The sequence below is a fragment of the Pantoea sp. MQR6 genome, assembly GCF_022761075.1.
GTDB classification, from domain to species: domain Bacteria; phylum Pseudomonadota; class Gammaproteobacteria; order Enterobacterales; family Enterobacteriaceae; genus Pantoea; species Pantoea phytostimulans.
Window position 1 is genome coordinate 1 of the sequence record NZ_JAKYXB010000010.1, and the last position, 26815, is coordinate 26815.

Consider the following 26815-nt stretch of genomic DNA (forward strand, 5'->3'; position numbering starts at 1 on the left):
TATGACGGATATAGCCATCTAAGCGTCTTGATTGCCAAATACTAGCATCCTGTTTATAGTGACAACAACACAAGGTTACTCCGCAACGACATTCGCGCTTATAGGCCCAAGAACAATGACGCAGCACAACCTGATTCCTGAGAGCAAATTACCTGCCCTCGGCACCACCATTTTTACGCAAATGAGCGCGCTGGCGCAGCAGCACAACGCAATCAATCTTTCCCAGGGCTTTCCTGATTTTGATGGCCCGCGCTATTTGCAGGAACGTCTGGCGTATCATGTTAGCCAGGGCGCGAATCAGTATGCGCCAATGACCGGTACGCTGCCGCTGCGTGAAGCGATTGCCGCTAAAACCGCTGAGCTTTATGGCCACCAGCCAGATATCGACAGTGAGATTACCGTTACTGCAGGCGCGACCGAAGCGTTGTATGCATCGATCACCGCACTGGTGCGTCCAGGCGACGAAGTGATCTGCTTTGATCCCAGCTATGACAGCTACGCACCCGCGGTACAACTGGCGGGCGGCGTGTTGAAACGCATCGCCCTGCAACCGCCGGGTTTTCGCGTTGATTGGGCTGAATTCAGCACGTTGCTCAGCGATAAAACCCGTTTGGTGATCCTGAATACACCGCATAACCCTTCCGCTACTGTGTGGCGCAAAAGTGATTATGCCGCGCTGTGGCAGGCGATTGCCGATCAAGAAATCTATGTACTAAGCGACGAAGTTTACGAGCACATTTGCTTTGCCGAAGAAGGTCATGCCAGCGTGCTGGCGCATGCCGGGTTGCGTCAACGTGCGGTTGCCGTATCGTCATTTGGTAAAACCTTTCACATGACCGGCTGGAAAGTGGGTTACTGCATCGCACCTGCGGCTATCAGCGCTGAGATCCGCAAAGTGCACCAATACCTGACATTCTCCGTGAATACCCCTGCCCAACTCGCCATTGCCGATATGCTGCGTCAGGAACCTGAACACTATCGTGAACTGCCGGAGTTTTACCGTGCCCGCCGCGATCGTTTGATTCAGGCATTGAGCAAAAGCCGCTTTGAGGTGCTGCCCTGTGAAGGCACTTATTTCCTGCTCGCCGATTACAGCGCAATTTCTGATCTGGATGATGTGAGTTTCTGTCAATGGTTAACCAAAGAAGTGGGTGTCGCCGCGATTCCGTTATCGGTATTCTGTGCCGATCCATTCCCACACAAGCTAATTCGCCTCTGTTTTGCTAAACAAGAAGCGACGCTGGATGCCGCTGCGGAGCGTTTATGTCAGCTTTAAATATCACGGTTTTGCAGGAAACGCTGAGCTGGATGGATGGCGAAGCTAACCTACGCCATTTTGATCAGGTTCTGAAGGGTATTCATGGCCGGGATGTAATTCTGCTGCCTGAAATGTTTACCACCGGGTTTGCTATGGAAGCGGCGAAAAGCTCGCTGCCACAAGCGCAGGTGGTGGAATGGTTACACGGGCATGCACGTGCCACGGATGCGTTGGTTGGCGGCAGCGCGGCGATCCAAACTGAAAACGGTGCGGTGAACCGTTTTTTGCTGGTTGAGCCAGATGGTACGCTGCATCAGTATGACAAGCGTCATCTGTTCCGCATGGCCGATGAACATCACCATTATTTGCCGGGCGCAACCCGTGAGGTCTTCAGCTGGCGTGGCTGGCGTATCCTGCCACAAATCTGTTATGACCTGCGTTTCCCGGTCTTTTCCCGCAACCGCAATGATTACGATCTGGCGCTGTTTGTCGCGAACTGGCCTGCGCCGCGCGCGCTGCACTGGCAAGCGCTGTTATTAGCGCGGGCCATTGAGAATCAGGCTTATGTGGCGGGTTGTAATCGCGTAGGTAGCGATGGCAATCAGCATCAATACAGCGGTGATAGCCGGATTATTTCGCCGCAAGGAGAGATCATCAGCGCCGCCGAACCCTTTAAACCGGCGCGCCTCGATGCTGAGCTTTCACTGGATGAATTGAACGCCTACCGCGAACGCTTCCCGGCATGGCGCGATGCGGATGATTTTTCGCTGACGTGATGGGCTGCGCTTTTCCCGCCTCGGACTGCTAAAGTGCGAGGTCTTTTGTCCCCCACCTCGGTCCTCCCCCATAAATGGGGGAGGAAGATGCTGCTCTATGTCAGTAATGAGACGGCATGTGGCAGCGTCTCCTTCCCCCGCGATGCGGGGGAAGGCCGGAATGGGGGACAGCGCGCACCCACTAAGAGCCCCTCAACTTCCCCGATAAGTCGACCATGACCAAGGCGAAATCAAAAACGGCAGGTGGAAATGGCTGCCCGCCTCGGCAATGACAAAATCAATTTGGGCACTGACATACAGCGCATCGCGACCTGCAACCGCAAAGTAATCACCAATTTCGGCGGTCAGGCGATAATGTCCTGGCGATACCGGTTCTGGCGTTAAATCTTTCAGCCGCCCGTCGCTGTCAGTGACGCCTTCAGAAACGGGAAGCCATCCTTCCGGGCTATTTTGCTCCAGTGAAATCGCCACGCCGATTGCCGGTTTGCCCAGCGCGGTATCAAGAATGTGAGTAGTAATGGTGCTCATGCCATGCTCTCCTTAAGACGTAACAAGGTGATTTCTCGCAGTTGATCCAGCGCTTCCTGCTGCTCGCTTTGCGGGTCATTGCCCAGACGACGCTGTAACTCTGCCAGCATCTCTTCGCCGCTACGCCCTTTTGCGCGAATCAAAAATACCCGACCAAAGCGGGCTTCGTAGCGCTGATTGCCTTGCAACATCGCCTGTTGCAACGTGTTATCGGCCTGCTGCATCGCAGATTGCTCGCCACGCGACAGCGAAGCCTCTTTACTCGCGCCACTTACCCGATCGCCAATACGCGGATGTGCAGAGAGTGCCAGCTGAAGATCGGTGCCCTGCCATTGACGCGCCAATCGATCGCCCTCGGCGAGCAGCGCGTCGAGCGACGTATAAGGGCGCGCTGCTGCCAGCGCCTGTTGCCAGGCGGGAATCGCCACGCAATGAGCAATTGAAGCGATAGCATCATCAGCGGAAAGCTGATTAAAAACGGCTAATTCCATGCTTCTCTCCCTTTAATGAATCCGTTCAGCGATTCTGTTCTGCAATATGACAGATCGCCTGCAAATAGGCCTGAACGGCGGGTGCCACATCCTCAGCCATAACCGATTCAGCCGGATGATGACTGATGCCACGATCGTTGCGCACAAACAACATCCCAACCGGCCAGCGTTCGGCAATCGCGATGGCATCATGTCCCGCGCCGCTCGGCAGCGACACACTTCGGCCCTGCACGGTTTCTACCGCGTGACTCAAAGCCTGCTGCAACAGTGGATCGCAGGCCGTTGCCGCAATGCGATAATACTCATGGGATTCAAAACGTAAACCGCGACGCAGCGCGATCGCTTCAGCTTGCGTCAACAGCGTCGACAGCAAGGCTTCCAGCGGATCGTCTTGTGGCCCGCGTACATCCAGCGACAAATCGACTTCGCCAGGAATAACATTCACCGCGCCGGGCGCGCAACTTAAGGTACCCACGGTGGCCACCAGTTGCGGATCCTGTTCGCGCGTGGTGTGTTCGATAAACACCATCCATTCGGCAGCAGCGGCCAGCGCATCTTTGCGATGCGTCATCGGCACCGTGCCCGCGTGACCCGCTTCGCCGGTGAAGCGGCAATTCAGGCGACGTGCACCATTAATGGCGGTGACCACGCCGAGCGCCAGGTTCTCTTGCTCCAGACAAGGCCCCTGTTCGATATGCAATTCCAGATAGGCCACGATCTCGTTAACATCTCGCGCTGCGCGATGGATTTGGGTGCTGTCGAGTCCGACGTCGCTCATCGCCTGTGCCACGGTAATGCCGTTGCCATCGGGATGGGTTACCCAGCTTTCCGGCCAGGTGCCGGTAATGCCGCGGCTGCCTAACAGCGTAATGCCGAAACGCGTACCCTCCTCGTCGCCAAAACCTATAATCTCAATCGCCAGCGGCAGACGTTGCTGATGTTCATGCAGCCATTGCACGGTTTCAATGGCGGTTAAGACGCCAAGCATACCGTCGTAGCGACCCGCGTTGCGTACCGTATCAAGATGCGAACCCAACAACAGCGCAGGTGCACCCGCTTCAGCGGCTTCGTAACGTCCACAGATATTGCCGACGGCATCTTGCCAAACCTGCATACCGGCGGCTTTCATCCATTCACCCACGCAGGCGTTGGCGCGCAAATGCTCTGGTGACAGATAAACACGGGTTAATCCGTCGGCCGACTCGCTGATCTCTGCCAGCGCGTCACAGCGCGTCATTACGCGCAGCGCGGCGGTTTGCGCTTCGCTGGCGTTCATTTTCATGCATGGCTCCCGTAGTGATCCCACGCCGCTTGTGAAGCCGCACCTTGCGGGGTGCGATAACCCAGATGCGTTAACACGCTTTCCAGCGCAGACAGCGTTTGCATCACGCAATCTTTTCGTGCGTTGTAACCCATAGTGCCGATACGCCAGACTTTGCCGTGCAGCGGGCCAAACGAGGTACCGATTTCGATAGCGAAATCGTCCAGCATCAGTTTGCGTACCTGATCGCCATTAACGCCCTGCGGAATCACCACGCCCAATACGTTATTCATTTTGTGTTTCAGGTCGCCGAAGGTTTCCAGTCCCATGCCCTGAATCCCTTTCAACATCGCTTCGCCATGCAGTTGGTGGCGCGCAATGCCGTTATCCAGTCCTTCCTGCAGGATCAAACGCGCGCATTCCCGGGCGCCAAACAGCGCGGTGGTCGCTTCAGTGTGGTGATTCAGGCGCTCGGGTCCCCAGTAATCCATCACCATGCCGAGATCGAAATAGTTGGAGTAGATCATCTCGTCGTCGCCATCCTGATGCGCGTCAGTGCGAATCCCCTCTTCCACACATTTGCGTTTGCGGATCACGGCTTCCATTTCGGCGCTCAGCGTAATCGGCGAGGTGCCAGACGGGCCGCCAAGGCACTTTTGCATGCCAGCAGAAACCGCGTCCAACCCCCACGCATCGGTTTCCAGCGCGTTGCCGGCCAGCGAAGCGGTGGCATCGGTATAGAACAGCACGCCGTACTTTTTACAGATAGCTCCCAACTCCGCCAGCGGTTGCAGCATGGTGGTGGACGTGTCGCCCTGTACCGTCAACAGCAGGCGCGGCTTCACGCGTTTAATGGCATCTTCCACCTGATCGGGTGTAAAGACTTCGCCCCACGGCACCTCAATGGTGTGCACTTCAGCGCGACAGCGGCGAGCAATCTCACACAGCAAATGACCAAAACGTCCAAATACCGGCACCAACACTTTGTCGCCTGGACGAATTGCCGACAGCAGAATCGCTTCGATACCGGCGCGTGAAGTGCCATCAACCAGCATCGTCCAGCGGTTTTCAGTACGAAACACGCCACGATAGAGCGCCATCACTTCATTCATGTAATGCGTCATGGCGGGATCGTACTGACCCAGCAACTGGCTCGACATCGCACGCAGTACGCGTGGATCGGCGTTGATCGGCCCTGGTCCCATCAGCAGGCGTTGAGGGGGATTAAGTTGTGAGAATTGGGTGATATCCATGGTGAATTCCTTGTTAGACACTTAGAGGCGGACTGAGGAGATAAACTGCTTCAGCTCTGGTGTTTGCGGATTCGCGAACAGCGTTTTACTGTCGCCCTGCTCCCAGACGCGCCCCTGATGCATAAAGACCACACGATCGCCCACGTCGCGGGCGAAGTTCATTTCATGCGTAACGAGAATCAGCGTCATGCCTTCTGCCGCCAGCTTTTCTAATACCTTCAGCACTTCGCCAACCAATTCAGGATCGAGCGCCGAGGTGATCTCGTCACAGAGTAAAACTTTGGGCGTCATCGCCAGCGCACGGGCAATCGCCACGCGCTGCTGCTGGCCGCCGGAAAGGCTGGAAGGATAGTAGTTCAGTCGTTCGCCGAGGCCGACTTTATCCAGCATCTGCGCCGCCAGTTCACGGCACTCGGCTTCACCCTTTTTCAGCACGCGGCGCGGCGCCAGCATGACGTTTTCCAGCGCCGTCATGTGCGGAAACAGATTGAAGTTCTGAAACACCATCCCAACCGAACGGCTGATTTCACGCGCCTGTGACTCACGATCGGTGATGGTCATTCCGCCCAGCTTAATACTGCCTTCCTGATAACCTTCAAGACCATTCATGCAGCGTAACAGCGTACTTTTCCCCGATCCGCTGCGACCAATAATGGAGATGACTTCACCCATATCGACATCCAGATCGACGCCTTTCAGCACATGGTTGGTGCCGTAATATTTCTGCACCTGATTAATGGTGATGAGCGGCATTGAATTTTTTCTCCAGATACTGGCTGTAGCGAGACAGCGGATAACACATCAGGAAGTAGCCCAGTGCCACCAACCCGAATACTTTAAATGGCTGATAGGTCACGTTATTTAAAATCGTGCCCGCTTTAGTCAGCTCAATGAAACCGATGATGGAAGCCAGCGCGGTGCCTTTGATGACCTGCACGGCAAAGCCCACGGTGGGCGCGATGGCGATACGAATCGCCTGCGGTGTAATGACTCGCATCAGTGTTTGACCGAAATTGAGTCCCAGGCAGCGCGACGCTTCCCATTGGCCTTTGGGCAGCGCATTAATGCTGCCGTACCAGATATCGACCAGGAAGGCGCTGGTATAGAGCGTTAAAGCAACCGACGCCGCGGTCCAGGGTGCAACATCAATCCCGAACATCCCGACGCCGAAAAAAGCCAGAAACAGCTGCATCAGCAGCGGCGTGCCCTGAAACAGTTCGGTGTAAGCGCGAACCGCACGCGACAGCCATTTGCGTTTTAGCAAGCGCATAAACAGCAGCGGAAGCGTGACGACCGTGCCGCCAAAAAACGCCACCAGCGATAATAAAATGGTCCAGCGCGCCGCCAGCAGTAAGTTGCGCACGATGTCCCAATCGGTAAAGCTCGTCATCATGCCTGCACTCCAAACCATTTGCGGCCAATGCCCAGCAGCAGCTGACGCATGGCAATGGACAACGCCAGATAGATCAGCGTGGTCACCAGATAGACTTCAAAGCTCAAAAAGGTGCGCGACTGAATCAGGTTGGCGGCAAACGTCAGCTCTTCATAGGAAACCTGTGACACCACTGACGATCCCAGCATCACGATGATGCATTGGCTGACCAGCGCGGGGTAAATACGCTGCAGCGACGGCGGCAGCACCACGCGCAGAAATGTCTGGCTGCGGGTTAATCCCAATACGCGTCCCGCTTCCCATTGCCCTTTAGGTGTTACCTGAATGCCGGCGCGAATAATTTCGGTGCTGTACGCACCAAGGTTAATTAGCATCGCCAGCAGCGCAGCTTCACCCGCAGTGAGTTTCAGCCCGAGATTGGGTAAACCGAATACGATAAAAAAGAGTTGCACCACGAACGGCGTATTGCGGATCAGTTCGACGTACACGCCCCAGATGCGACTCAACGCGCTCGGTTTGCCGCTGCGTAACGCCGCGCCAAAGATACCGAGGCCGACACCGCCGACAGTGGCGAGCACCGTCAGCTGAATGGTGATCCAGAGGCCGGAGAGCAATTCCGGCCAATACGGCCACAATGCGGGAAAGTTAAGTTGCCCGATCATTGTTTCGTCCTTATGCGCCGAGGTTGGCAGGCAGCGGTGCTTTCAACCACTCTTGCGACAGTTTGTTCAACGTGCCATCTTTGATGCCCTGCTCAATCAGCGCATTCATCTTATCTTTCAGCGCCGGCTCATTTTTCTTCAGACCGATAAAGCACGGTGAATCTTTCAACATGAACTGGGCAACGGGCGCTTTCGCCGGGTTCTGACGAGTGATCGCAGCCACCACTAAGTTACCGGTCGCGACGTATTGAACCTGACCCGAAAGATAAGCTGACAGCGTGGTGTTGTTATCTTCATAACGTTTTACCTGCGCATCTTTTGGCGCGACATCGCTCAACACCATATCTTCAACTGCTCCGCGCGTTACGCCAACAGACTTACCGCTCAGCGCCGCCGCGTCTTTCACCTCTTCACCTTTTGGCCCAAACACGCCCAGGAAGAACGGCGCATAGGCACGCGTAAAGTCGATGACCTTTTCACGCTCAGCGTTTTTACCCATGCTGGAGATCACCAGATCGACTTTATCGGTCTGAAGATAAGGCACGCGGTTAGCGCTGGTGACGGGCACCAACTGCAACTTAAGTTTCATCTGTTTAGCCAGATACTTCGCCATGTCGATGTCATAACCTTGCGGCTGCAAGTCAGTGCCAACCGATCCAAACGGCGGGAAGTCCTGAGGTACCGCAACGCGAAGGACGCCGCGCTTTTGAATATCCTGCAGTTGATCAGCCAGCGCACTGCCTGCTTGTGCCATCAGTAATGCCGCTGTCGCCACTGCCATCAAAACTTTTTTCATTATGCACCCCAGTGAATTAACGTGAAAGATTTACGTGAAACAAAAGATTCTTGATAAAGCAATTTGCAACTAATGTGCCAACCAGCATTATCTGGAGAAACGCGTTATTTATTCGAGGCATTAGGAGATTGACGGCGTAACAATCGCGCTTAAACCGTCAAGAGGAGATGAACCAAAAAGAGGCAAAGCACCAAAATGGTGCCTGTTAGCGGTGCTCCAACTCGTCAAATTGCTGATAAAGATCGGCAATATGGTGAATACGTTGACGCCCATGAGATAACATTTCGTGTAATAACGCATTCGCCAGCAAATTAATCAGGCTCATCGCTGAAGCATAGCTGTCAAAGGCAGAAACGCTGTCGAGGGGCGCGCAGAGTTGCCAGCGTGCCAGTGAAATCACCGTCTGCGCCTGGGGTTCACACAATGCCAGTTGCGGCACGCCAGCGCTTTGCAACTGCTGCATCAGCGGACGAATAATGCGCGTGCGACGACGAAACGCCATCACCACCACCATGTCATCCGGGGTGATATCCACCAACTCTTCCGCCAGCGTTTGGCCTGGTTGCGGCAGAATATGCACCTGCGGACGCGCCTGCATTAGCTGTTGACGCAGGTGCAAAGCAACCGGATAAGCGTTGCGCATCCCAATGATAAAAATGCGTTTTGCCTGTGCTAACTGCTGAATGACTTCACTGAACTGCTGTGCATCAATGTTGTTAACCCACTGTGTCAGATTCGCCATTTCCTGCTTGTAGTGGCGCGACAACAGGGTGTTGCCCTGCACCGCATCGCGGTTGTCGGTAAGCGGCATGCCACTTTGGCGCAGGGTACGCAATTCATCGCGCATATCTTTGTATTTTTCATAGCCCAAACGTTTAAACAGGCGGCTGACGGTGGCTTTCGACACGCCACTCAGCCGCGCCAGCTCAGCGCTGTTGTAGCTGATGAGATCATCAAAGTGATCAAAGACAAAGTCAGCAATGCGCTGTTCCTGCGGCGAAAGCTGGGGATAGTGGCTTCTGAGCCGTTCATCAAGCTGTTTCATTATTCATCCTGTAACTTTCGTTTCAGATCAAGCTAGCATATTTTGCGCCAGGTTCGCTTCATCCCTTTGTCACCTTAGTGAAAACTGGAACAGCTCTTGCTTTAGTTTCTCTACTGTTACCCGAAAGCAAAACGAGAAACGAATGATTCAGAGCAATATGGCCCCGCTGGGCATGGCGGTTACACCGCATCATCTGGCCAGTGAAAGCGCGCTGGCGGTACTGCGCGAAGGCGGCAACGCCATTGAAGCGATGGTGGCGGCAGCCTCTACCATTGCGGTGGTTTATCCGCACATGAATGGCTTAGGCGGTGATGGTTTTTGGTTAGTGATGCCGCCACAAGGCGACCCGATTGCCATTGATGCCAGCGGCTCAGCCGGTTCCCTCGCCCACTTCGATTTCTATCACAATGAACCGCATATTCCCCATCGCGGCCCTAAAGCAGCGCTGACCGTAGCGGGCACCGTCAGCGGCTGGCAGGAAGCGTTAACGCTTTCCGGCGAACTGGGCGGCACGCCGCTTCCGTTGGCACGGCTACTGCGTGATGCCCTTCGGTATGCTGCCGACGGCATTCCAGTGACGGCTTCTCAGGCTGCGGCAACCGAAGCTAAGCGCGCTGAATTGCAGCATCAGCCCGGTTTTGCCGCGACGTTTTTGCCGGATGGCGATGTTCCGCAAGCGGGCAGCCGTTTTACTCAGCCAGCACTGGCGCAAACGCTGAGCCAGTTAGCTGAGGAAGGGCTCGACAGCTTTTATCGCGGCAATTTGTCGCATCATCTGGCGCGTGAACTGTCCGCGCTCGGCATGCCGATTACCCTTGAAGATTTGCAACAACAGCGGGCCCGGCGCTGCACGCCGCTGCATATCGCCCACAGCGAAGGTGATATCTGGAATATGACACCACCGACTCAAGGCATGGTTTCGCTGGCAATTCTTGGCATTACCGATCGGCTGCAGATGGCGAAAGCGGATGAAGCGCAAACCGTGCACCGCATCGTTGAGGCCACTAAAAAAGCCTTTGCGCTGCGCGACAAGCATATTACCGATCCGCGTCACATCACCGAAGATCTGCAAGCGTTGCTCGACAGCGATCACCTCGCCACGCTTGCCAGCCAAATAGAGGATGATCGTGCTGCGCCGTGGGGAACCGGTCGCGGTCCCGGCGATACGGTGTGGATGGGCGTCATGGACAGCAGCGGTCTTGCGGTCTCCTTTATTCAAAGCATCTATCACGAATTTGGTAGCGGCGTGGTGCTGCCCGGCACCGGAATCACCTGGCAAAACCGCGGCGCGGCTTTCAGCCTCGATCCTGAACATTTGCTGGCGCTGGCACCGGGCAAACAACCCTTCCACACCCTTAACCCGGCGGCAGCGCGACTGAAAGATGGCCGCGTGATGGTTTACGGCTCAATGGGCGGCGATGGGCAACCCCAAACGCAGGCCGCAATTTTTACGCGTCACGTGATTCAGGGCATGCCGCTACAGCAAGCGGTGAGCGCACCGCGCTGGTTGCTGGGCCGCACATGGGGGCAATCTTCTGACTCGCTCAAGCTGGAAGGCCGCTTCTCCATCGAAACGCTGGAACGTTTACGTCAGTTGGGCCACGACGTTGAGCTGCTGCCAGATTTCAGTGAAGCGGTCGGCCATGCTGGTGCGATTGTGCGACACAACAACGGCATGTTTGAAGGCGCGAGCGATCCACGCAGCAACGGCAGCGCCGCAGGTTTTTAACCGGAGAGAATGATGAATCAGAACATCGACTGGGCGATCTATATCGCGCAAATGGAACAGATACTGAATGTCGAGCTGGATGAGGCGCGTCGCGCTGAGCTGCTGACGCAGATGACACGTATTGCTGGCATGGCGGCACCGCTGATGGCGTTTCCACTCGACGATCGTCTGGAAGTGGCAGGAGTGTACAAAGCATGAAACTGAGTGAACTCTCGATTCATTCGCTGCATCAGGCGATTCAAAACGGCAATATCAGCGCGCATGACGTTGCCACCGACACGCTGCAGGCGATTGATCAACATAATCCAGCACTCAACGCCTGGACTGAAGTCACCGGGCAACGCATGTTAAAAGAAGCTGAGCAGGTGGATAATCAGCGCCTGCGCGGTGAAGTCCTGGCGCCACTGGCGGGTATTCCTTACGCGGTAAAAAACCTGTTTGACGTTGCAGGCCATAGCACCTTAGCGGGTGCCCGCTTGTTCAGTGAACGGCCTGCCGCACGCGAAGATGCCTGGGCGGTTAACCGACTGCGTGAATCGGGCGCGCTGCTTTCCGGCATGCTGAATATGGATGCCTACGCTTATGGTTTTACCACTGAAAACAGCCATTACGGCGCGACGCATAATCCGCGCGATCTTTCTCGCGTAGCCGGCGGATCGTCCGGCGGATCTGCGGCGGCGGTCGCGGCAGGTTTAGTGCACTTCTCGCTTGGTACGGACACCAACGGATCGATTCGCGTTCCCGCTTCATTGTGCGGTATCTTCGGCCTGAAACCGACGTTTGGGCGCTTATCGCGCAGCGGCACTCATCCGTTTGTTGCCAGCCTTGATCATATTGGTCCATTTGCCCGACGCGTGGACGATTTGGCGCTCGTTTATGACCTGCTGCAAGGCCACGACAGCCATGATGCCTTTCAGGCAGATCGCCCGGTTGCGCCCACTTTTCCAGCGTTAGCCCAAGGCGACAACGGCTTGCGCTGCGGCGTATTGGGTGGCTTTTTCTCAACCTGGTGTGATGAAGATGCACGCACTGCTCTGGCTGTGGCGGCTCATGCCTTGCAGGCCAACCAGGAAGTGGAGATGCCAGAAGCCGAACTGGCGCGTTCAGCAGCGTTCATCATGACCGCATCGGAAGGCGGTAATCACTATTTGCCTGCGCTGCGCCAGATGCCGGAACAGTTTGAACCCAACTCGCGTGAGCGTTTGCTGGCTGGCGCGATGATGCCTGGCGCGTGGTATGTCCAGGCGCAGCGTTTCCGCCGCTATTTCCAGCAACAGGTGCTGACGCTGTTTGACCATTTCGATGTATTGATTGCGCCCGCCACGCCGTGCAGCGCGATAGCCATTGGTCAGGAAAGTATTCACATTAATGGTCAGGATCTGCCAGCTAAAGCCAGTATGGGAATGCTAACGCAGCCGATTTCGTTTTTGGGCTTGCCGGTCTGTACCGTACCGCTGGCAACGAAAAGCGGTTTGCCGATTGGACTCCAGCTTATCGCCGCGCCGTTTAAAGAAGAGGCTGCGCTGCGCGCTGCCTATGCGCTCGAGCAGCAAGGATTAACCCTGCCACAAATGAGTATCACAGGTGCCTGATGAAATCTGAATATATTGATCGCCCCATGATTGTTGCCGAAGTGACAGAGGCTTTTTACCGCTATGAACAAGCACTGATCGGTAACGATATTGACGTACTGGACGAACTGTTTTGGCATGATGCACGCACCGTGCGGCTGGGTGCCGGTGAGAATTTGTATGGGATTGATGAGATTCGTGCCTTCCGGGCTGCGCGCCCTTCTGCCGGTTTGAATCGTACGCTGCATAATACGGTGATCACCACGTTTGGCGAAGATTATGCGGTGTGCAGCACCGAGTTTACCCGCGAAGGTAGCGAGAAGATCGGTCGCCAGCAGCAAACCTGGGTGAAGTTGCCGTGCGGCTGGCGCATCGTGGCGGCTCAGGTCAGTTTAATGAGTTGATGTGATTGAAGCAGGCAACATGCCGGCTTTACATCGTCACGTTTAAACCAACTTACTCAGCGGTTTATAAAACAGGTGCCGGTAATCCATGGCACCTTTTTCAATATCGCTTCTGCCGGGACGTTGATAGCCAAGATTGGGAAACAGGCCAAGCCAGATATCACGCTGCATTAATGGCATCCAGTGTACATCCAGCGCGTAATGATGCTGAGCACCGCCCAACAGCAGTTGCTCGATACTTTCACTGATATTTTCAATCAAAACAGGTAAGTAGCTGGCGTTAACGATATAGGCGCAGGCGCAAAAAGCGCGATGGGCTTTAATGAGGTAATCCGCGCTTTTAAACGGCGTGACCTGCACATAGTTTGCCGTCAGAAAGGCGACGTGCCAGTTAATTTGTGTTAACGCGGCAAAGAATTTATTCAGCCGATGAGCACTGGCGCTGTCGTGATGAAATGCCATGTCATCTTCCAGAATCAGCACATTTTTCCACTGTTGCTGCTGCGCAAGTTGCAGCACCTGTAAATGCGATTGGGCGCAGCCGATGTAGCCAGGCTGATAAGCTATCGCCTCAAAGCGGGTAATTTTTTCCTGCGGTACACCCAATTTTTTGAGTTCACGGCGCGTACTCACTCGACGATCGTTGCGCTCGGCTAAATTGATGTAGACGACCTGATCGATCAGATCCCAGTTAATTTCAGACATCTCTTCGTCATCCTAAAGTGGCTACTGACGTCAGGCGGCACAAACGGAGCGGATCTGAAATTTCAGGAGGAGAAATGAGTTCCAGTTTGGCGCTGGAACTCATTGCGATTATGCGGAAGGTGCCGGGTGTTTTTTCACCCAATGATCGGCGATTTGCTGGCGGGTACAAATCCAGACTTTTTTGTGCTGCTGAATATGGTCGAGGAAATTTTGCAACGCGCGGAATTTGCCTGGACGCCCCAACAAACGGCAATGCATACCAATCGACATCATCTTCGGCGCAGTTTCCCCCTCTTCATACAGCACATCAAAGGTGTCACGCAGGTAGGTGAAGAATTGTTCGGCAGTGTTGAAACCTTGCGGTGAGGCAAAGCGCATATCGTTGCATTCCAGCGTATAGGGAATTATCAGATGCGGCTTCACCGTGCCATCCTGACAGGTTACCTGCGTCCAGAACGGTAAATCATCGCCGTAATAATCACTGTCGTAAGTGAATCCGCCCTGCTCAACCACCAGGCGGCGCGTATTCGGGCTGTCGCGTCCGGTGTACCAACCGGTAGGCGCTTTACCGAACAGCTCGCTCAGCACATCTACCGCTTGCTGCATGTGCTGACGTTCTGTTTTTGCATCCATGCCTTGATAGTGAAGCCAGCGCCAGCCGTGACTGACGACATCGTAATCGGCTTTTTTGATCGCCTCGACAATTTCAGGGTGACGCGCCAACGCCATCGCCACGCCAAAAACCGTCAGCGGCAAACCACGCTTTTGAAATTCGTTGTGGATGCGCCAGAACCCGGCACGCGATCCATATTCATAAAGCGATTCCATCGACATGTGACGATCTGGATAACTGGCGGCACCGATGATGTCTGAAAGAAACTGTTCAGAGCCCGCATCGCCATGCAATACGCTGTTCTCTGCGCCCTCTTCATAATTCAGGACAAACTGCACTGCGACGCGCGCGCCTTTTGGCCAGGCTGCATGGGGCGGATTTGCGCCGTAGCCCACCATGTCGCGTGGGTAGTTTTTATTAAAGCTGTATTCTTTCTTCTCTACACCTTCAGTCATTGCTTGCTTCCCGTTGTAAAAGTGCAACATCTCGTTAGTTTAGGTGCTGAAAGGCACCTGAGAGAGGTTTCTGCAAAGGATAAGCCAAATCACCGTGCTTGCTGGTGCCAAAGCCCAGCGCCAACAGCGACTCGACCATTTTCACCGCTGCGCTCACACCATCAATCACCGGCATGCCTAATTCCTGGGTCAACGAGGCGGCTAAGGTCGCCATGCCGCCGCACCCTAAAACGATCGCGCCGCTACCATCTTCACGTTTCGCCTGTATACAGCGTTCACGCACCTTTTCCTGCGCCAGGCCACTGCCATCTTCCAGCGCCAGCACCGGCAAATCGATGGCATGGAGCGCAGCGCAGTGATGCGTAAAGCCATATTGCTGCAACAGATGCCGGGCAATCACCAGCGTGCGTGGCAGCGTCGTAACGATAGAAAAGCGCGTCGCCACCAGCGTGGCGGTGTGCATTGCCGCCTCGGCAATCCCAATCACCGGACCGCTGGCCAATTCACGCGCCGCCAGTAAACCGGGATCGCCAAAACAGGCGATGACATGGCCGCTTACGCCTTGTGCTTTACCCAGTTTGATTTGCTCCAGCACCCCAATCGCGGCAATCGCTTCATCAAAATGCCCTTCAATCGACGGCACGCCGTGGACGGGTGAAACCGCCAGAATTTCGGTGCCGGGCGCGGCAACAGCGCGCGCCGCCAAACCCATGGTTTCGGTCATCGCCAGGCTGGTGTTGGGATTGATCACCTGAATCAGGCTCATGATGACGCTCCTTTATGACGGGAAAATAAACGTGAAAAATCGGGCAGCGTTTCGCCGCTCCGCTCAAAGTGAAGGCTGGAAACAATGTGATCGAAGTGATGCTGTAGTGCCTTGCTCAGCGGCTGCAATTTACGATCGCGCAGTAATTGCAGTAAACGATCGTGATCGTCGCAGCGACAACCTCGCTGCCACGGCGAGCCATAAGCGGCAATCACCAGAGAAGATCGCTGCGTCAGGCGCGTCACCATCTCGGTTAATACCTGATTCCCGGAGATCGCCTGCAGTTGAATATGAAAGGCGGCAGACAGGCGGATCGCCGCAGAACCGTCGCGATCCTCGTGTGCCTGTTTTTCTTGTTCGATTAAACCGCTGAGCGCCACCAGATGCGGCGGTTGCAGATGATCCAGTACCGCGGGCAAGTTGGCGCACTCCATTAAACTGCGAGTACGAAAGATATCGCGCGCCTCGTCAACGCCTGGGGTTGCGACATGTGCACCGCGTTTGGGCGTCAGGGTGATCATTTGCACCGCGGCGAGGCGTTGTAACACCTTGCGAATGCCCGTGCGGCTAACGCCAAAAACCTCTGAAAGCGCTTCTTCTGGCAATTTACTGCCTGGCGGTAGTTGATGTTCAACGATGGCGTTCATCAACGCCTGGTAGATAGGTTCATCTTTATCATGCAGATCGGCGGCCGTTCTCTGGCCTGTTTCACTCTTCATTACCCGCTCCGGTAAGTCTCTGTGTGCAAACTATCGTATACGTGAAAAAGAAATTTTGTATACAAGAAAACAAATTTGGCCTGGATCCTGCAATACCGTTTCACGCTGTAATTAATTTTCATCGTATCAACAGAGGAGCAGGTTTCATGCCAAATCATACAACGGTGGCCAGCAAGGCCTCTGAAGCCAATGCACATTACAGCCCAAGGCTGTGTAATGAAGACCTGGCACCGACGCGCGATCAAAACTGGTCGTGGTACAACATTTTCTCTTTCTGGATGTCAGATGTGCACAGCATGGGCGGCTATGTTGTGGCGGCGAGTTTCTTTACGCTGGGCTTAGCCAGCTGGCAGGTTTTACTCTGTCTGCTGGTCGGGATTTGCATTGTGCAGATCTGCGCAAACCTGGTGGCAAAACCGAGTCAAATGGCAGGCGTTCCCTATGCAGTGATTTGCCGTCAGGCGTTTGGCGTGTTTGGTGCCAATATTCCTGCGGTGATTCGCGGTTTGATCGCCTTTGCCTGGTACGGCATTCAGACTTATCTCGCCGCTAATGCCTTAATGCTGGTGCTGCTGAAATTCTTCCCTGTGCTTTCGCCGATGACGCAATCAAGCTGGCTCGGCTTATCCCTGCTGGGCTGGTGCTGCTTTGGCGTGATGTGGTTATTACAGGCGATGGTGTTTTGGCATGGCATGAGCGCCATTAAACGCTTTATTGACGTGGCGGGCCCGGCGGTATACGTGGTGATGGTGGCGTTAGCGGGTTGGATTGTATACAAAACAGGTTTCGATGGGATTTCACTGACGCTTGCCAGCAAGCAGCTGACAACCGGTGAACAGAGCTGGCAGATGCTCACCGCCACTGCGCTGGTGGTCTCCTATTTCTCCGGCCCTTTGCTTAACTTTGGCGATTTCTCACGCTATGGAAAAAGCATGGGCGAAATTCGTCGTGGCAACCGCTGGGGCTTACCGTTTAACTTCCTGCTGTTTTCTATTGTCACGGTGGTGATTGTTTCTGGAACGCAGTCGCTGTTTGGCAGAATGATTACCGATCCGATTGAAACCGTGAGCATGGTGGGTAACGATCTCGCGGTCGCTATTGGCTTGCTAACCATGATCACCGCGACAATTGGCATCAATATCGTGGCGAACTTTGTCTCTCCGGCTTTCGACTTTTCCAACTGCTCACCGCAAAAAATCAGCTTCCGTACCGGCGGTATGATCGCGGCAGTAGGCTCTGTTTTGTTAACGCCATGGAACCTGTTTCAATCACCTGAACTGATTCACTACACACTGGATGTGCTGGGTTCGTTTATTGGGCCGCTGTTCGGCATTCTGTTAGTCGATTTTTATGTGATTAAACGCAGCCGTATCTATGTTGATGAGCTGTTTAACGATACGCCGCAAGGTCGCTATTGGTACCGCGGAGGATTTAACCCGAAAGCGATTGCAGCGCTGCTGCCTTCAGTAGGGATTTGTCTGGTGATCAGCTTTATTCCTTCTCTGCACGCCGTCGCGAATTTCAGCTGGTTTATTGGTGTGGCTTTGGGCGGCGGTTGCTACCGTTATCTGGCGCGTGCCGATCGTGAAGTAGATGAGAAAATGGCTGATTACCGTGGTAGCGTCGCGGTGCAGAAAGAGTGATTTGAGGTGGGGAGTGAATGCGCTTTATTTGTGCTCGCTCTCCTGACTGCTTTTAGGGAAGTGAGCAAAATGCCGATTCGCCACCGCCTATCCAAAAGCTAAAAAGCAAAAAGCCGATTCATTTCTGAATCGGCTTCTTTAAATAGATTGGCGGAACGGACGGGGCTCGAACCCGCGACCCCCTGCGTGACAGGCAGGTATTCTAACCAACTGAACTACCGCTCCGCGCTTTGTTCCCCGTCGAGAACGAGGCGCATAGTAATAGCAGCTAAATCCGCCGTCAACGCTTTTTCTTTCATAGCTTATCGTTTGCTGTTTTTTTCATCTGGACGCTGTTTTCCTCAACAAAATCACCCGGTTCACCCGCGCCACAGACAGCTGCCGCCCTTCTTCATCACTAAATCGAGACGTGATTCGTGCGCCATCACTTCTTCTTCGTTGGCAGAAACCACACGCAGTGCCGACGCTGGACGCACAATGCGCTGGATGCCGCCTTCCTGGTTTTGCTGCGACTTGTCCCCTTCCATGGAAAATGTCAGTGAGGTTTGGCCGCCGGTCATGGTGAGGAAGACTTCAGCAAGGATCTCGGCATCAAGCAATGCGCCGTGCAGCGTTCGTTTGCTGTTATCTATTTCATAGCGCGAACACAACGCATCCAAACTGTTGCGCTTGCCAGGAAACATTCTGCGCGCCATCGCGAGACTGTCGGTGATCTTGCAAAACGTTTCCGTTTTCTCGATTCCCCGCTGCAGCTTGCTGAACTCGTAATCCATGAAGCCGATATCAAACGAGGCGTTATGAATGACTAATTCAGCGCCACGAATGTAATCCAGAAACTCGTCAGCGATTTCGCTGAAGCTGGGCTTGTCCGCCAGAAATTCATCTGCAATACCATGCACGCCAAAGGCTTCGGGGTCCACCAGCCGATCGGGCTTCAAATAGAGATGAAAGTTATTGCCGGTCAGGCGACGGTTGATCACTTCCACCGCACCGATTTCGATGATGCGGTGACCCTCATAATGAACCCCGATCATGTTCATGCCGGTGGTTTCTGTATCGAGTACGATCTGGCGGTTATTTGCAGTGCTCATAGGACCTGTTTTATGTCAGACTTGGCGTTTTGTCAGAAGGAAGTCTACCAGAGATGCGCAAACAGGTAGAAATATTCACCGATGGATCTTGCCTTGGTAATCCCGGCCCAGGCGGTTACGGTGCCATTTTACGCTATGGTCAACATGAGAAAACGTTCAGCGCGGGCTATCGCCTGACCACCAATAATCGCATGGAGTTGATGGCTGCGATTGTTTCGTTGGAAGCACTGACTCAGCCTTGCAATGTGGTGCTAAGCACCGACAGCCAGTATGTACGTCAGGGCATTACCAGTTGGATTCATAACTGGAAAAAGCGTGGCTGGAAAACGGCAGATAAGAAACCCGTCAAGAACGTCGATCTTTGGAAACGTCTCGATACCGCACTCAGTACCCACAAAATTGAGTGGGAATGGGTTAAAGGTCACGCCGGGCATCCTGAGAATGAGCGCTGCGATGAACTGGCTCGCAGCGCTGCAGGCAACCCCGCTTTTGAGGATATCGGTTATCAGCCTGAGTCTTGATCTTTTGCCTGACGAAACTGACGCGTGGCGTTAACCGTTTGACGCACCTGCGATTTGCTCAGGCTCTTTTTGGCTTTGGTTGGCGTTAGCGGGAAAGTCCGCTTACGCGCCACCACAATATTCAGACAACCCAGCGCCGGTAAATGGGCGCTGATCAGCTTGCCGCCCTGCCGATGCCACGGCAAAACCTGAAAGCGCGTGCGGAAAACGACTTCATAATTCAGCAAGCCTAGCCAGTCGAGTAAACGCATCTGACTGAACATCCGGCCACTCCACGGCGCTTTTCGGTGAACCATCGGCACAAACTTACTGATGCCGAGTAAGCTAAACGGATTGAAGCCGCTGATAATCATCCAACCATCATCGATTAATACCCGATCAACTTCGCGCAATACACGATGAGGATCTTGATTCCACGCCAGCGTATGCGCCAGCAAACAGGCATCAACGGATTTAGATTCAAACGGTAATTGCGAAGGATCTGCCCGTACCTGTAACAGGTCACCTTCACTGCCCACATTAACCTGATGCGAGATAGCGCAGTTTTCGGTATTGATTTCTGCACTCAGGTTGCCAAGCTTAAGCATATGAAAGCCATAAAGCTTTCCGAGATAGGGTTGAAGTTGCTGCGTCAGCGCGTCGCGAAAATATTCTCCCCATGGCATGTCTTGCCAGGAGTGCGGCGCGGTCAGAATTTGGCGTGTTTTAGCGGGCTTCATGCTTTACCATCTTCCTTTTCCTACGACCTGCGAGAGGTGATTATGAATCTTACCAGTATTCCGGCGTTGCAAGATAACTACATCTGGACGCTGACAGATAATGAAGGAAAATGCCTGATTGTCGATCCAGGCGAAGCGCAGCCAGTGGTGGAAAAAGTCAAAGCCAATGGCTGGCAACCTGTCGCAATTTTACTCACGCATCATCATAACGATCACGTAGGTGGTGTGAAAACCCTGCTTGAACACTTCCCTGACATTGAGATTTTCGGACCACAAGAAACCGCAGATAAAGGTGCAAAAACCCTGGTAAGTGAAGGGGATCAGGTGAGTGTGTTAGGCATGACCTTTGACGTGATCGCTACCCCCGGGCACACTTTAGGACATATCTCATATTACAGCGCCCCTTACCTTTTCTGTGGCGACACAATGTTTTCTGGCGGCTGCGGCAGGCTTTTTGAAGGAACTGCAGAGCAAATGCATCAATCATTTCAAAAACTTAATGCGTTACCTGAGGAAACTTTAGTCTGTTGTGCTCATGAGTATACGTTATCCAATTTAACCTTTTCTGCGGCTATTCTGCCTCATGACCCGCAAATTATGGCTGAATTCCAGAAAATTAAGGACTTACGTGCCAAAAACGGCATTAGTTTGCCCACAAAACTGGCGCACGAACGGTCAATAAATTTATTTTTGCGTACGCAAGACCCTGATTTACAACGTGCTTTGAACGTTGAACCTTCAGGAAAGCCGATATGGCATACATTTGCCGTTCTACGCGAGAAGAAAGATAGTTTCTGACATTTCGGGTTGTGTTGTGAAAAGTCGTCAAGTATAGTTGCTCGTCTTTTAAGCGACTATTGACACACACATGAAGGCTAAAGCGATATTACTCGCCTCGGTCTTGCTGGTTGGATGCCAGGCTTCACGGAATGACGCCAACATCCCAGAACAGCATGCCCAGAGTCTGTCTTCAGCTGGTCAAAGTGAAAATGGAAAATACGGAGACGAATTATTGTCACCGCGATGGCAGGAAGATGGAACTGGCCTCGCAGACGACAGTGATCTCTGGAGTTTCATTAGTGACGAGTTGAAGATGGGGATTCCGGAAAACAGCCGGATCCGCGAACAAAAAACAAAGTTTTTAAAGAATAAGAGCTATCTCCACGATGTAACATTACGGGCAGAGCCGTACATGTACTGGATAGTCGAGCAAATACAGAAACGTAAAATGCCGATGGAACTAGTACTGCTACCCATAGTGGAGAGCGCTTTTGACCCTCGCGCAACATCATCCGCCAATGCCGCAGGCATTTGGCAGATCGTTGCTGCTACCGGGCGAAACTATGGTTTGAAACAGAACCAATACTACGATGGTCGACGCGATGTGGTCGCTTCAACCAAAGTTGCACTGGATATGATGCAACGCCTCAACACGATGTTTGACGGTGACTGGTTATTAACCATCGCGGCTTACAACAGTGGCGAAGGGCGTGTATTGAAGGCGATGAAACAGAACAAGGCGCGCGGTAAGCCCACCGATTTCTGGCATCTTTCGCTTCCACGTGAAACCACGGTTTACGTCCCTAAAATGTTGGCTTTGAGTGAACTGCTCAAAAACAACAAGCGTTACGGTATTAAACTGCCAGCACCTAATGAAAGCCGCGCTCTGGCGCGTGTTGAAGTAGGTCAGCAGATGCAGTTGACGCAAGCCGCTGAAATGGCCGGTATGTCGCTCAGTAAATTAAAGAGCTTCAATACGGGCTATAAAGGGGGTGCTACAGCACCAAATGGACCGCACTATATTATGGTGCCTAAGTCCAACGTCGCAAAGTTGCGTAATTCACTGGCTTCCGGTGATATCGCAGCCGTACAGCCAACGCAGCTAGCGAAAGCCAGCGCAACCGGTGGGTACAGAGTGCGCACGGGTGATACGCTTTCCGGTATCGCTAATAAGCTGGGCGTCAGCATTGCCACACTGAAGCAGCAAAACAACCTGCGCAGTGCAGCTATCCAGCCCGGTCAAACATTGAACGTGGGCACTAGCGGCACCAAGCTGGCTGATAACGGCAACAGCATCACCTATCGTGTTCGTAAGGGTGATTCTCTTGGCAGTATTGCAAAGCATCACGGCGTCAATATCAAAGACGTGATGCGCTGGAACAGTGTGCTGGATAACTCAAAAGATATTCAGCCAGGCGATAAGTTAACGCTGTTTGTAAATAATAGCGCAACACCAGATACCTGATACGTCGAAAAGGCTGACAATTGTCAGCCTTTTTCTTTTATACCTTTCTGCTTTACATCAGTTCAGCGTTTCGAGTTGAACTCTACCAGTAATGGATTGTGATCCGAGGCGCGAGTCACTAACACTGATGCTTCGCTAACATTCATGTCGCGATAGAAAACAAAATCCAGGGGACGCCCAAACGCTTTACGGCGATGGTCGGCAGTAAACATCACCTCTTCCAGATCCATTTGCTGTGCAAACCGATACAGCGCATTGATACGCTGCCGACTCCAGGCATTAAAATCCCCTGCCATGATAACCGGCCCACGGTGATGCGTGATCTGCTCACCAATCGGTCCCAACTGTTTACTGTAAACATCAACGCCAAGGCTAAAATTCACGGCATGGATGTTTACGACCATTAGCATTTCACCGGTCGGTAAAGGATAAGCAGTAATGAGCGCCGACTTCGCGAGCCGTAAGAGCGGTTCACGCTCTCGTAACGGGCAGCAATAGACAGGATGCGCCGAAGCTAAGGTCATGACTCCTGAGGGATGCTGTGGCAGCACGAAAGCAGGAACCTGATCTGCTGCGAGATAGTTGCTGGTAGCAAAACGTACCAGTTCTGGCGTAGTCTGCGCTTCCTGAAGCAAAACCAGATGCGCGTCTTTACCGAATCCCTCTAACACTGTCATCCAGTCTGCACGCTGCTGCTTGAAAATATTCCATACCAATACCTTTAAGTTAGGATTGGCAGGCAGCGGAGCACCGGGAGGAAGCGCTTGTCCGAGATGAAGCATTGCACCCGGCGGGAAGATCTGTTCCGCTGGCTGTCCCGCGACATATCGCATTGCATAAGTTTTTTTCCGCACTTTCCCGCCTGACTCATTACTCAACAAAGTATATCTCTTGTCTGTTATAGGGATTTTAGTACGGGGTTTCAATCAATGTCGGTGAATGTCGGAATTCATCTCATTCCTAATGTGCAAAACAGCCGGCGGATTGCAGGCTGTTTCGGGTTTTATTCCATCACTGGCTCGGAGCTAGGCCGATCAAGGCGGCCACTTAGCCGAATCAATAACAGAGCAGTAAAAACGATAAGCGCGCCAATCCACGGCGTTTGAGACAGCCCATAATGTTGAACTACGTAGCCTCCAATTGTCGATCCTAACGCAATACCGACATTGAAAGCGGCGATGTTCAGCCCTGACGCAACATCAACCGCGCCGGGTGTATAACGTTCCGCTTTCTGTACTACATACACTTGCAGGCCAGGCACGTTTCCAAACGCAAATATTCCCATCACCAACACGGTTGCTAAAGCTGCCCAATGAAGTGAGGCAGTGAACTGAAATAGGAGTAACGATAGCGCCAACGCAGCAAAAATCAGGCTAAGCGCCCGTACCGGGCCTTGTGTATCTGCCAGCTTGCCGCCCCAAATATTACCGATCGCGACAGACACGCCATAGCCGAGCAAAATAATGCCTACTGCCGAAGGTGAGAACCCCGCTAACTGCTGCATGACAGGCGCTAAAAATGTAAAGGTGGTAAACACTCCGCCATATCCTAGCGCGGTAATGGCGTAGATCAGCATCAAGCGAGGATTAACTAAGACCTGTGCCTGCTGTAATAGACTCGTGTTTTTAGGTTGGGCGATATTACGCGGAATAAGTATAGCGCTCGCGATTAAAGCTATGACACCCAGCAACGATACAGCGAGGAAACTTTCGCGCCAGCCAAAATGTTGACCAATAAAGGTTCCCATCGGAACACCCGTCACTAAGGCAACGGTTAATCCACCAAACATGATAGCAATGGCACTGGCGGCTTTATCTTTACTGACCAGGCTGGTGGCAATTGTTGAACCAACAGAGAAGAAAACGCCATGCGCCAGCCCTGTCAGCAAGCGAGCAATGATCAGCGTGTTGTAATCGGGGGCTCGCCAGGCAACGATGTTGCCCATCGTGAACAGCGCCATTAATCCTACAAGTAGATATTTACGCGGTAATTTTCCTGTCAGCGCAGTCAACACTGGCGCGCCTACCGCAACGCCTATTGCATAGATCGATACCAGCATTCCTGCTGAAGGTAAGGTAATGGTCATCTGTTCGGCGATCGTCGGGATCAATCCTACAATGACAAATTCAGTTGTTCCTATAGCGAATGCGCTGATGGTTAGCGCCCAAAGAGCAAGTGGCATAATTAACTCCATCCAATGATTGATGGCCGCTAGTATTGCCGCATGCTTTAATAACAAAAAGATGCAAAATAACAATAGTCTTTTGTCTGGAGGGAAATAGTGAAAGCATCTTCTGAAGAGCTAAAAGTGTTTGTTAGCGTGGTTGAAAGCGGGAGCTTTAGTCGCGCCGCCGAGCAACTGCACATGGCAAACTCGGCTGTAAGTAGGACCATCAAGAAGTTAGAAAATAAGCTCGGCGTTGCGTTGCTTACGCGAACAACACGACATTTAGCGCTAACACAAGAAGGCGAGCGTTATTTCAGACGGGTGCAAAGTTTCTTACAAGAAATGACATCGGCAGAAAATGATTTAATTGAAAGCCGTTACGCACCAAAGGGTTTATTACGAGTGGATGCAGCAACGCCGGTTATTCTTCATCTACTTATGCCAATGATTAAACCCTTCCGCGAACGTTATCCTGATGTCACTTTGTCGTTAATTTCCTCTGAAAGCTTCATCAATTTGATTGAACGCAAGGTGGATGTGGCTATTCGAGCAGGTAATTTAACGGACTCAACACTGCGAGCCAGACTGCTATTTATTAGCTATCGAAAATTGGTAGCTTCACCTGAATATCTTGAAAAAAGGGGGACGCCGCACAATGTTACAGATTTAGATCGCCATGAGTGCCTGGGCTTTGTTGATCCTTCGCGTCTAAATCGCTGGCCTGTTGCCCAGGAAAGCGGTGAGCTTTACGATATTCATTTGGGAATGTCTTCTAATAGCGGCGAGACCATCAAGCAGCTTTGCCTAAACGGCAATGGCATCGCATGTTTGTCTGATTACATGATCGATAAAGAAATTGCTGAGGGAAAGTTAGTAGAGGTATTAGCTGAGCAGCGGCTCCTTGTAGAAATGCCGTTTAACGCGGTTTACTACAGCGACATGGGAGTAAGCCAGCGCGTGCGTGCATTTATTGATTTTCTTAGTGAGTGGATGAGTGAACAGCCCTGGCGCGTGCAGGACTGTTTAAGCAAAACTTAATCCCAGTCAGGTGCCAGTCCTTCAGGACTAACCAAACGATGATTACGATCTAATGAAGCAATCTGCATCATATCATCTTCATCCAGTGTGACTTTTATAGCATCAAGATTACTGACTAAGTTATCACGCTTGGTTGAAGATGGAATAACTGCGTACCCGAGCTGCATAGCCCATGCCAGAACAGCCTGAGCTGCAGTTATCTGATGCTTCATCGCAATGGCTTGAATAACCTCGTTTTTCAAAGCTGCACCATATGCCAGCGTCATATAAGAAGTGATGGGAATAGCATGAGTATTTGCAAAATCTACAACCTGGCGGTTCTGTAAAAAGGGGTGAAGCTCAATCTGATTTGTAGCGATATTTGCAGCACCAACCGCATTAATCGCCTGCTGCATAAGATCTATCGTAAAGTTTGATACGCCTATTTGACGCGTTAACCCCTGCTGCTTCGCTTCCATAAGAGCTTGCATGCTTTCAGCTACTGAAATTGCTGCGCCTGGAGAGGGCCAATGGATCAGCGTTAAATCGATATAACCAGTTCTTAACTTTTCTAAACTCTCTTTGAGACTGGTAATCAAATCGTCTTTCGAAAGGTTTTTGACCCATATTTTCGTGGTGATGAATAAGTCATTACGAGCAATGTCACTTTCAGCGATCGCCTGACCAATAGCCGCCTCATTTTCATAGATCTGAGCGGTATCAATGACGCGATAACCAACGTCTAAGGCAGTTTTTACTGAATGAATAACGACATCATTTTGCAAACGGAAGGTCCCCAGACCAAAAGCGGGAATAGACATTTTATCCTCATTAATGTGAACGGAATTATATAATGAGGTCATTTTGACAGGGTTATTCTTGCTGATTAAGCCGCTGATAAGCAGAAGATAATTGATTTTTAATCAACCTACCGTTTTTTGCACAAATGAAAAAGCCCTGACTTTTCAGTCAGGGCTTATCAATTAA

At 52.6% G+C, this 26815-nt stretch carries 29 protein-coding genes and 1 tRNA gene; 11 read left to right on the forward strand and 19 right to left on the reverse strand.

The annotated features are described in order from the left end of the window. The first annotated feature begins 115 nt into the window (after positions 1-115). A complete protein-coding gene (locus tag MUG06_RS22185) occupies positions 116-1276 on the forward strand; it encodes a pyridoxal phosphate-dependent aminotransferase (protein ID WP_243080081.1) in 1161 nt (386 codons plus the stop codon). After that, a complete protein-coding gene (locus MUG06_RS22190) occupies positions 1264-2034 on the forward strand; it encodes an amidohydrolase (protein ID WP_215847529.1) in 771 nt (256 codons plus the stop codon). The genes MUG06_RS22185 and MUG06_RS22190 overlap by 13 nt, the downstream gene beginning before the upstream one ends. Positions 2035-2226: 192 nt before the next feature. Here MUG06_RS22190 and uraH read toward each other — a convergent pair whose 3' ends face one another. The 9 genes from uraH to hpxU form a co-directional block, all read right to left on the reverse strand. Next, positions 2227-2562: a hydroxyisourate hydrolase gene (gene uraH, locus MUG06_RS22195; RefSeq protein WP_215847530.1), complete on the reverse strand. Its 336-nt coding sequence runs from the start codon at positions 2560-2562 to the stop codon at positions 2227-2229. Beyond that, a complete protein-coding gene (gene uraD, locus MUG06_RS22200) occupies positions 2559-3053 on the reverse strand; it encodes a 2-oxo-4-hydroxy-4-carboxy-5-ureidoimidazoline decarboxylase (protein ID WP_243080082.1) in 495 nt (164 codons plus the stop codon). Before uraD ends, uraH begins: the two co-directional genes overlap by 4 nt. A 25-nt stretch (positions 3054-3078) precedes the next feature. Next, positions 3079-4335 carry an allantoate amidohydrolase gene (gene hpxK, locus MUG06_RS22205; protein WP_243080083.1) on the reverse strand — a complete coding sequence of 419 codons (1257 nt, stop codon included), beginning with the start codon at positions 4333-4335 and terminating at the stop codon, positions 3079-3081. Continuing rightward, entirely contained in the window at positions 4332-5567 is a 1236-nt protein-coding gene (locus MUG06_RS22210) for an alanine--glyoxylate aminotransferase family protein (protein WP_215847533.1), read from the reverse strand. Before MUG06_RS22210 ends, hpxK begins: the two co-directional genes overlap by 4 nt. A 21-nt stretch (positions 5568-5588) precedes the next feature. After that, positions 5589-6320, reverse strand: a complete 732-nt coding sequence (locus MUG06_RS22215) for an amino acid ABC transporter ATP-binding protein (RefSeq protein ID WP_243080084.1) — start codon at positions 6318-6320, stop codon at positions 5589-5591. Continuing rightward, the gene (locus MUG06_RS22220; RefSeq protein WP_243080097.1) at positions 6301-6957 is read right to left on the reverse strand and encodes an amino acid ABC transporter permease; all 657 of its coding nucleotides are present in this window, start codon (positions 6955-6957) and stop codon (positions 6301-6303) included. The genes MUG06_RS22215 and MUG06_RS22220 overlap by 20 nt, the downstream gene beginning before the upstream one ends. Further along, positions 6957-7622: an amino acid ABC transporter permease gene (locus MUG06_RS22225; protein ID WP_243080085.1), complete on the reverse strand. Its 666-nt coding sequence runs from the start codon at positions 7620-7622 to the stop codon at positions 6957-6959. Before MUG06_RS22225 ends, MUG06_RS22220 begins: the two co-directional genes overlap by 1 nt. A 10-nt stretch (positions 7623-7632) precedes the next feature. Continuing rightward, a complete protein-coding gene (locus MUG06_RS22230) occupies positions 7633-8418 on the reverse strand; it encodes a transporter substrate-binding domain-containing protein (RefSeq protein ID WP_215847536.1) in 786 nt (261 codons plus the stop codon). Positions 8419-8623: 205 nt separating this feature from the next. After that, positions 8624-9463, reverse strand: a complete 840-nt coding sequence (hpxU, locus tag MUG06_RS22235) for a MurR/RpiR family transcriptional regulator HpxU (protein ID WP_215847537.1) — start codon at positions 9461-9463, stop codon at positions 8624-8626. Positions 9464-9605: 142 nt separating this feature from the next. On the opposite strand from hpxU, the gene MUG06_RS22240 reads away from it, so the two are divergent. The 4 genes from MUG06_RS22240 to hpxZ are packed head-to-tail and all read left to right on the forward strand — an operon-like array spanning position 9606 to position 13167. Continuing rightward, positions 9606-11192 (forward strand): gamma-glutamyltransferase family protein, encoded by a 1587-nt coding sequence (locus MUG06_RS22240; protein ID WP_243080086.1) that lies wholly within the window; start codon positions 9606-9608, stop codon positions 11190-11192. Positions 11193-11204: 12 nt separating this feature from the next. Next, positions 11205-11390 (forward strand): oxalurate catabolism protein HpxX, encoded by a 186-nt coding sequence (hpxX, locus tag MUG06_RS22245; protein ID WP_215848331.1) that lies wholly within the window; start codon positions 11205-11207, stop codon positions 11388-11390. Continuing rightward, entirely contained in the window at positions 11387-12784 is a 1398-nt protein-coding gene (locus MUG06_RS22250; protein ID WP_243080087.1) for an AtzE family amidohydrolase, read from the forward strand. Before hpxX ends, MUG06_RS22250 begins: the two co-directional genes overlap by 4 nt. Next, entirely contained in the window at positions 12784-13167 is a 384-nt protein-coding gene (gene hpxZ / locus MUG06_RS22255) for an oxalurate catabolism protein HpxZ (protein WP_215847540.1), read from the forward strand. Before MUG06_RS22250 ends, hpxZ begins: the two co-directional genes overlap by 1 nt. A gap of 42 nt (positions 13168-13209) precedes the next feature. Here the strand turns inward: hpxZ and MUG06_RS22260 are convergent, their stop codons facing one another. The 4 genes from MUG06_RS22260 to MUG06_RS22275 form a co-directional block, all read right to left on the reverse strand. Continuing rightward, positions 13210-13872, reverse strand: coding sequence for a glycosyltransferase family 25 protein (locus tag MUG06_RS22260; RefSeq protein WP_243080088.1), 663 nt, complete (start codon positions 13870-13872; stop codon positions 13210-13212). Between the two features lie 108 nt (positions 13873-13980). Beyond that, on the reverse strand, positions 13981-14940 hold the full coding sequence (puuE, locus tag MUG06_RS22265) for an allantoinase PuuE (RefSeq protein ID WP_215847542.1): 960 nt from the start codon (positions 14938-14940) through the stop codon (positions 13981-13983). 34 nt (positions 14941-14974) lie between these two features. Continuing rightward, entirely contained in the window at positions 14975-15706 is a 732-nt protein-coding gene (hpxA, locus tag MUG06_RS22270) for an allantoin racemase (protein WP_243080089.1), read from the reverse strand. Beyond that, the gene (locus MUG06_RS22275; RefSeq protein ID WP_243080090.1) at positions 15703-16425 is read right to left on the reverse strand and encodes a GntR family transcriptional regulator; all 723 of its coding nucleotides are present in this window, start codon (positions 16423-16425) and stop codon (positions 15703-15705) included. The genes hpxA and MUG06_RS22275 overlap by 4 nt, the downstream gene beginning before the upstream one ends. A gap of 146 nt (positions 16426-16571) precedes the next feature. On the opposite strand from MUG06_RS22275, the gene MUG06_RS22280 reads away from it, so the two are divergent. Beyond that, entirely contained in the window at positions 16572-18068 is a 1497-nt protein-coding gene (locus MUG06_RS22280) for an NCS1 family nucleobase:cation symporter-1 (protein WP_215847545.1), read from the forward strand. Positions 18069-18216: 148 nt separating this feature from the next. Here the strand turns inward: MUG06_RS22280 and MUG06_RS22285 are convergent. Continuing rightward, a tRNA-Asp gene (locus MUG06_RS22285) sits at positions 18217-18293 on the reverse strand. Positions 18294-18427: 134 nt separating this feature from the next. Further along, on the reverse strand, positions 18428-19159 hold the full coding sequence (dnaQ, locus tag MUG06_RS22290; protein ID WP_243080091.1) for a DNA polymerase III subunit epsilon: 732 nt from the start codon (positions 19157-19159) through the stop codon (positions 18428-18430). 53 nt (positions 19160-19212) lie between these two features. On the opposite strand from dnaQ, the gene rnhA reads away from it, so the two are divergent. Then, positions 19213-19680, forward strand: a complete 468-nt coding sequence (gene rnhA / locus MUG06_RS22295) for a ribonuclease HI (protein WP_215847547.1) — start codon at positions 19213-19215, stop codon at positions 19678-19680. Here the strand turns inward: rnhA and MUG06_RS22300 are convergent. Next, entirely contained in the window at positions 19665-20399 is a 735-nt protein-coding gene (locus MUG06_RS22300; RefSeq protein WP_215847548.1) for a class I SAM-dependent methyltransferase, read from the reverse strand. The two genes, rnhA and MUG06_RS22300, sit on opposite strands and share 16 nt — an antisense overlap. A gap of 42 nt (positions 20400-20441) precedes the next feature. Here MUG06_RS22300 and gloB point away from each other — a divergent pair, with 42 nt between their 5' ends. Beyond that, positions 20442-21197: a hydroxyacylglutathione hydrolase gene (gloB, locus tag MUG06_RS22305; RefSeq protein ID WP_243080092.1), complete on the forward strand. Its 756-nt coding sequence runs from the start codon at positions 20442-20444 to the stop codon at positions 21195-21197. A gap of 70 nt (positions 21198-21267) precedes the next feature. Beyond that, entirely contained in the window at positions 21268-22644 is a 1377-nt protein-coding gene (mltD, locus tag MUG06_RS22310) for a murein transglycosylase D (RefSeq protein ID WP_243080093.1), read from the forward strand. A 62-nt stretch (positions 22645-22706) separates the two neighbouring features. Here mltD and MUG06_RS22315 read toward each other — a convergent pair whose 3' ends face one another. Together MUG06_RS22315 and MUG06_RS22320 are read right to left on the reverse strand one after the other, a co-directional pair. Beyond that, positions 22707-23498, reverse strand: coding sequence for an endonuclease/exonuclease/phosphatase family protein (locus tag MUG06_RS22315; protein WP_215847550.1), 792 nt, complete (start codon positions 23496-23498; stop codon positions 22707-22709). A 149-nt stretch (positions 23499-23647) separates the two neighbouring features. After that, a complete protein-coding gene (locus MUG06_RS22320; RefSeq protein ID WP_243080094.1) occupies positions 23648-24826 on the reverse strand; it encodes an MFS transporter in 1179 nt (392 codons plus the stop codon). Between the two features lie 99 nt (positions 24827-24925). On the opposite strand from MUG06_RS22320, the gene yafC reads away from it, so the two are divergent. Continuing rightward, the gene (gene yafC / locus MUG06_RS22325) at positions 24926-25849 is read left to right on the forward strand and encodes a DNA-binding transcriptional regulator YafC (RefSeq protein ID WP_243080095.1); all 924 of its coding nucleotides are present in this window, start codon (positions 24926-24928) and stop codon (positions 25847-25849) included. Here yafC and dkgB read toward each other — a convergent pair. Next, positions 25846-26649, reverse strand: a complete 804-nt coding sequence (gene dkgB / locus MUG06_RS22330) for a 2,5-didehydrogluconate reductase DkgB (RefSeq protein ID WP_243080096.1) — start codon at positions 26647-26649, stop codon at positions 25846-25848. The two genes, yafC and dkgB, sit on opposite strands and share 4 nt — an antisense overlap. Positions 26650-26815: the final 166 nt, after the last annotated feature.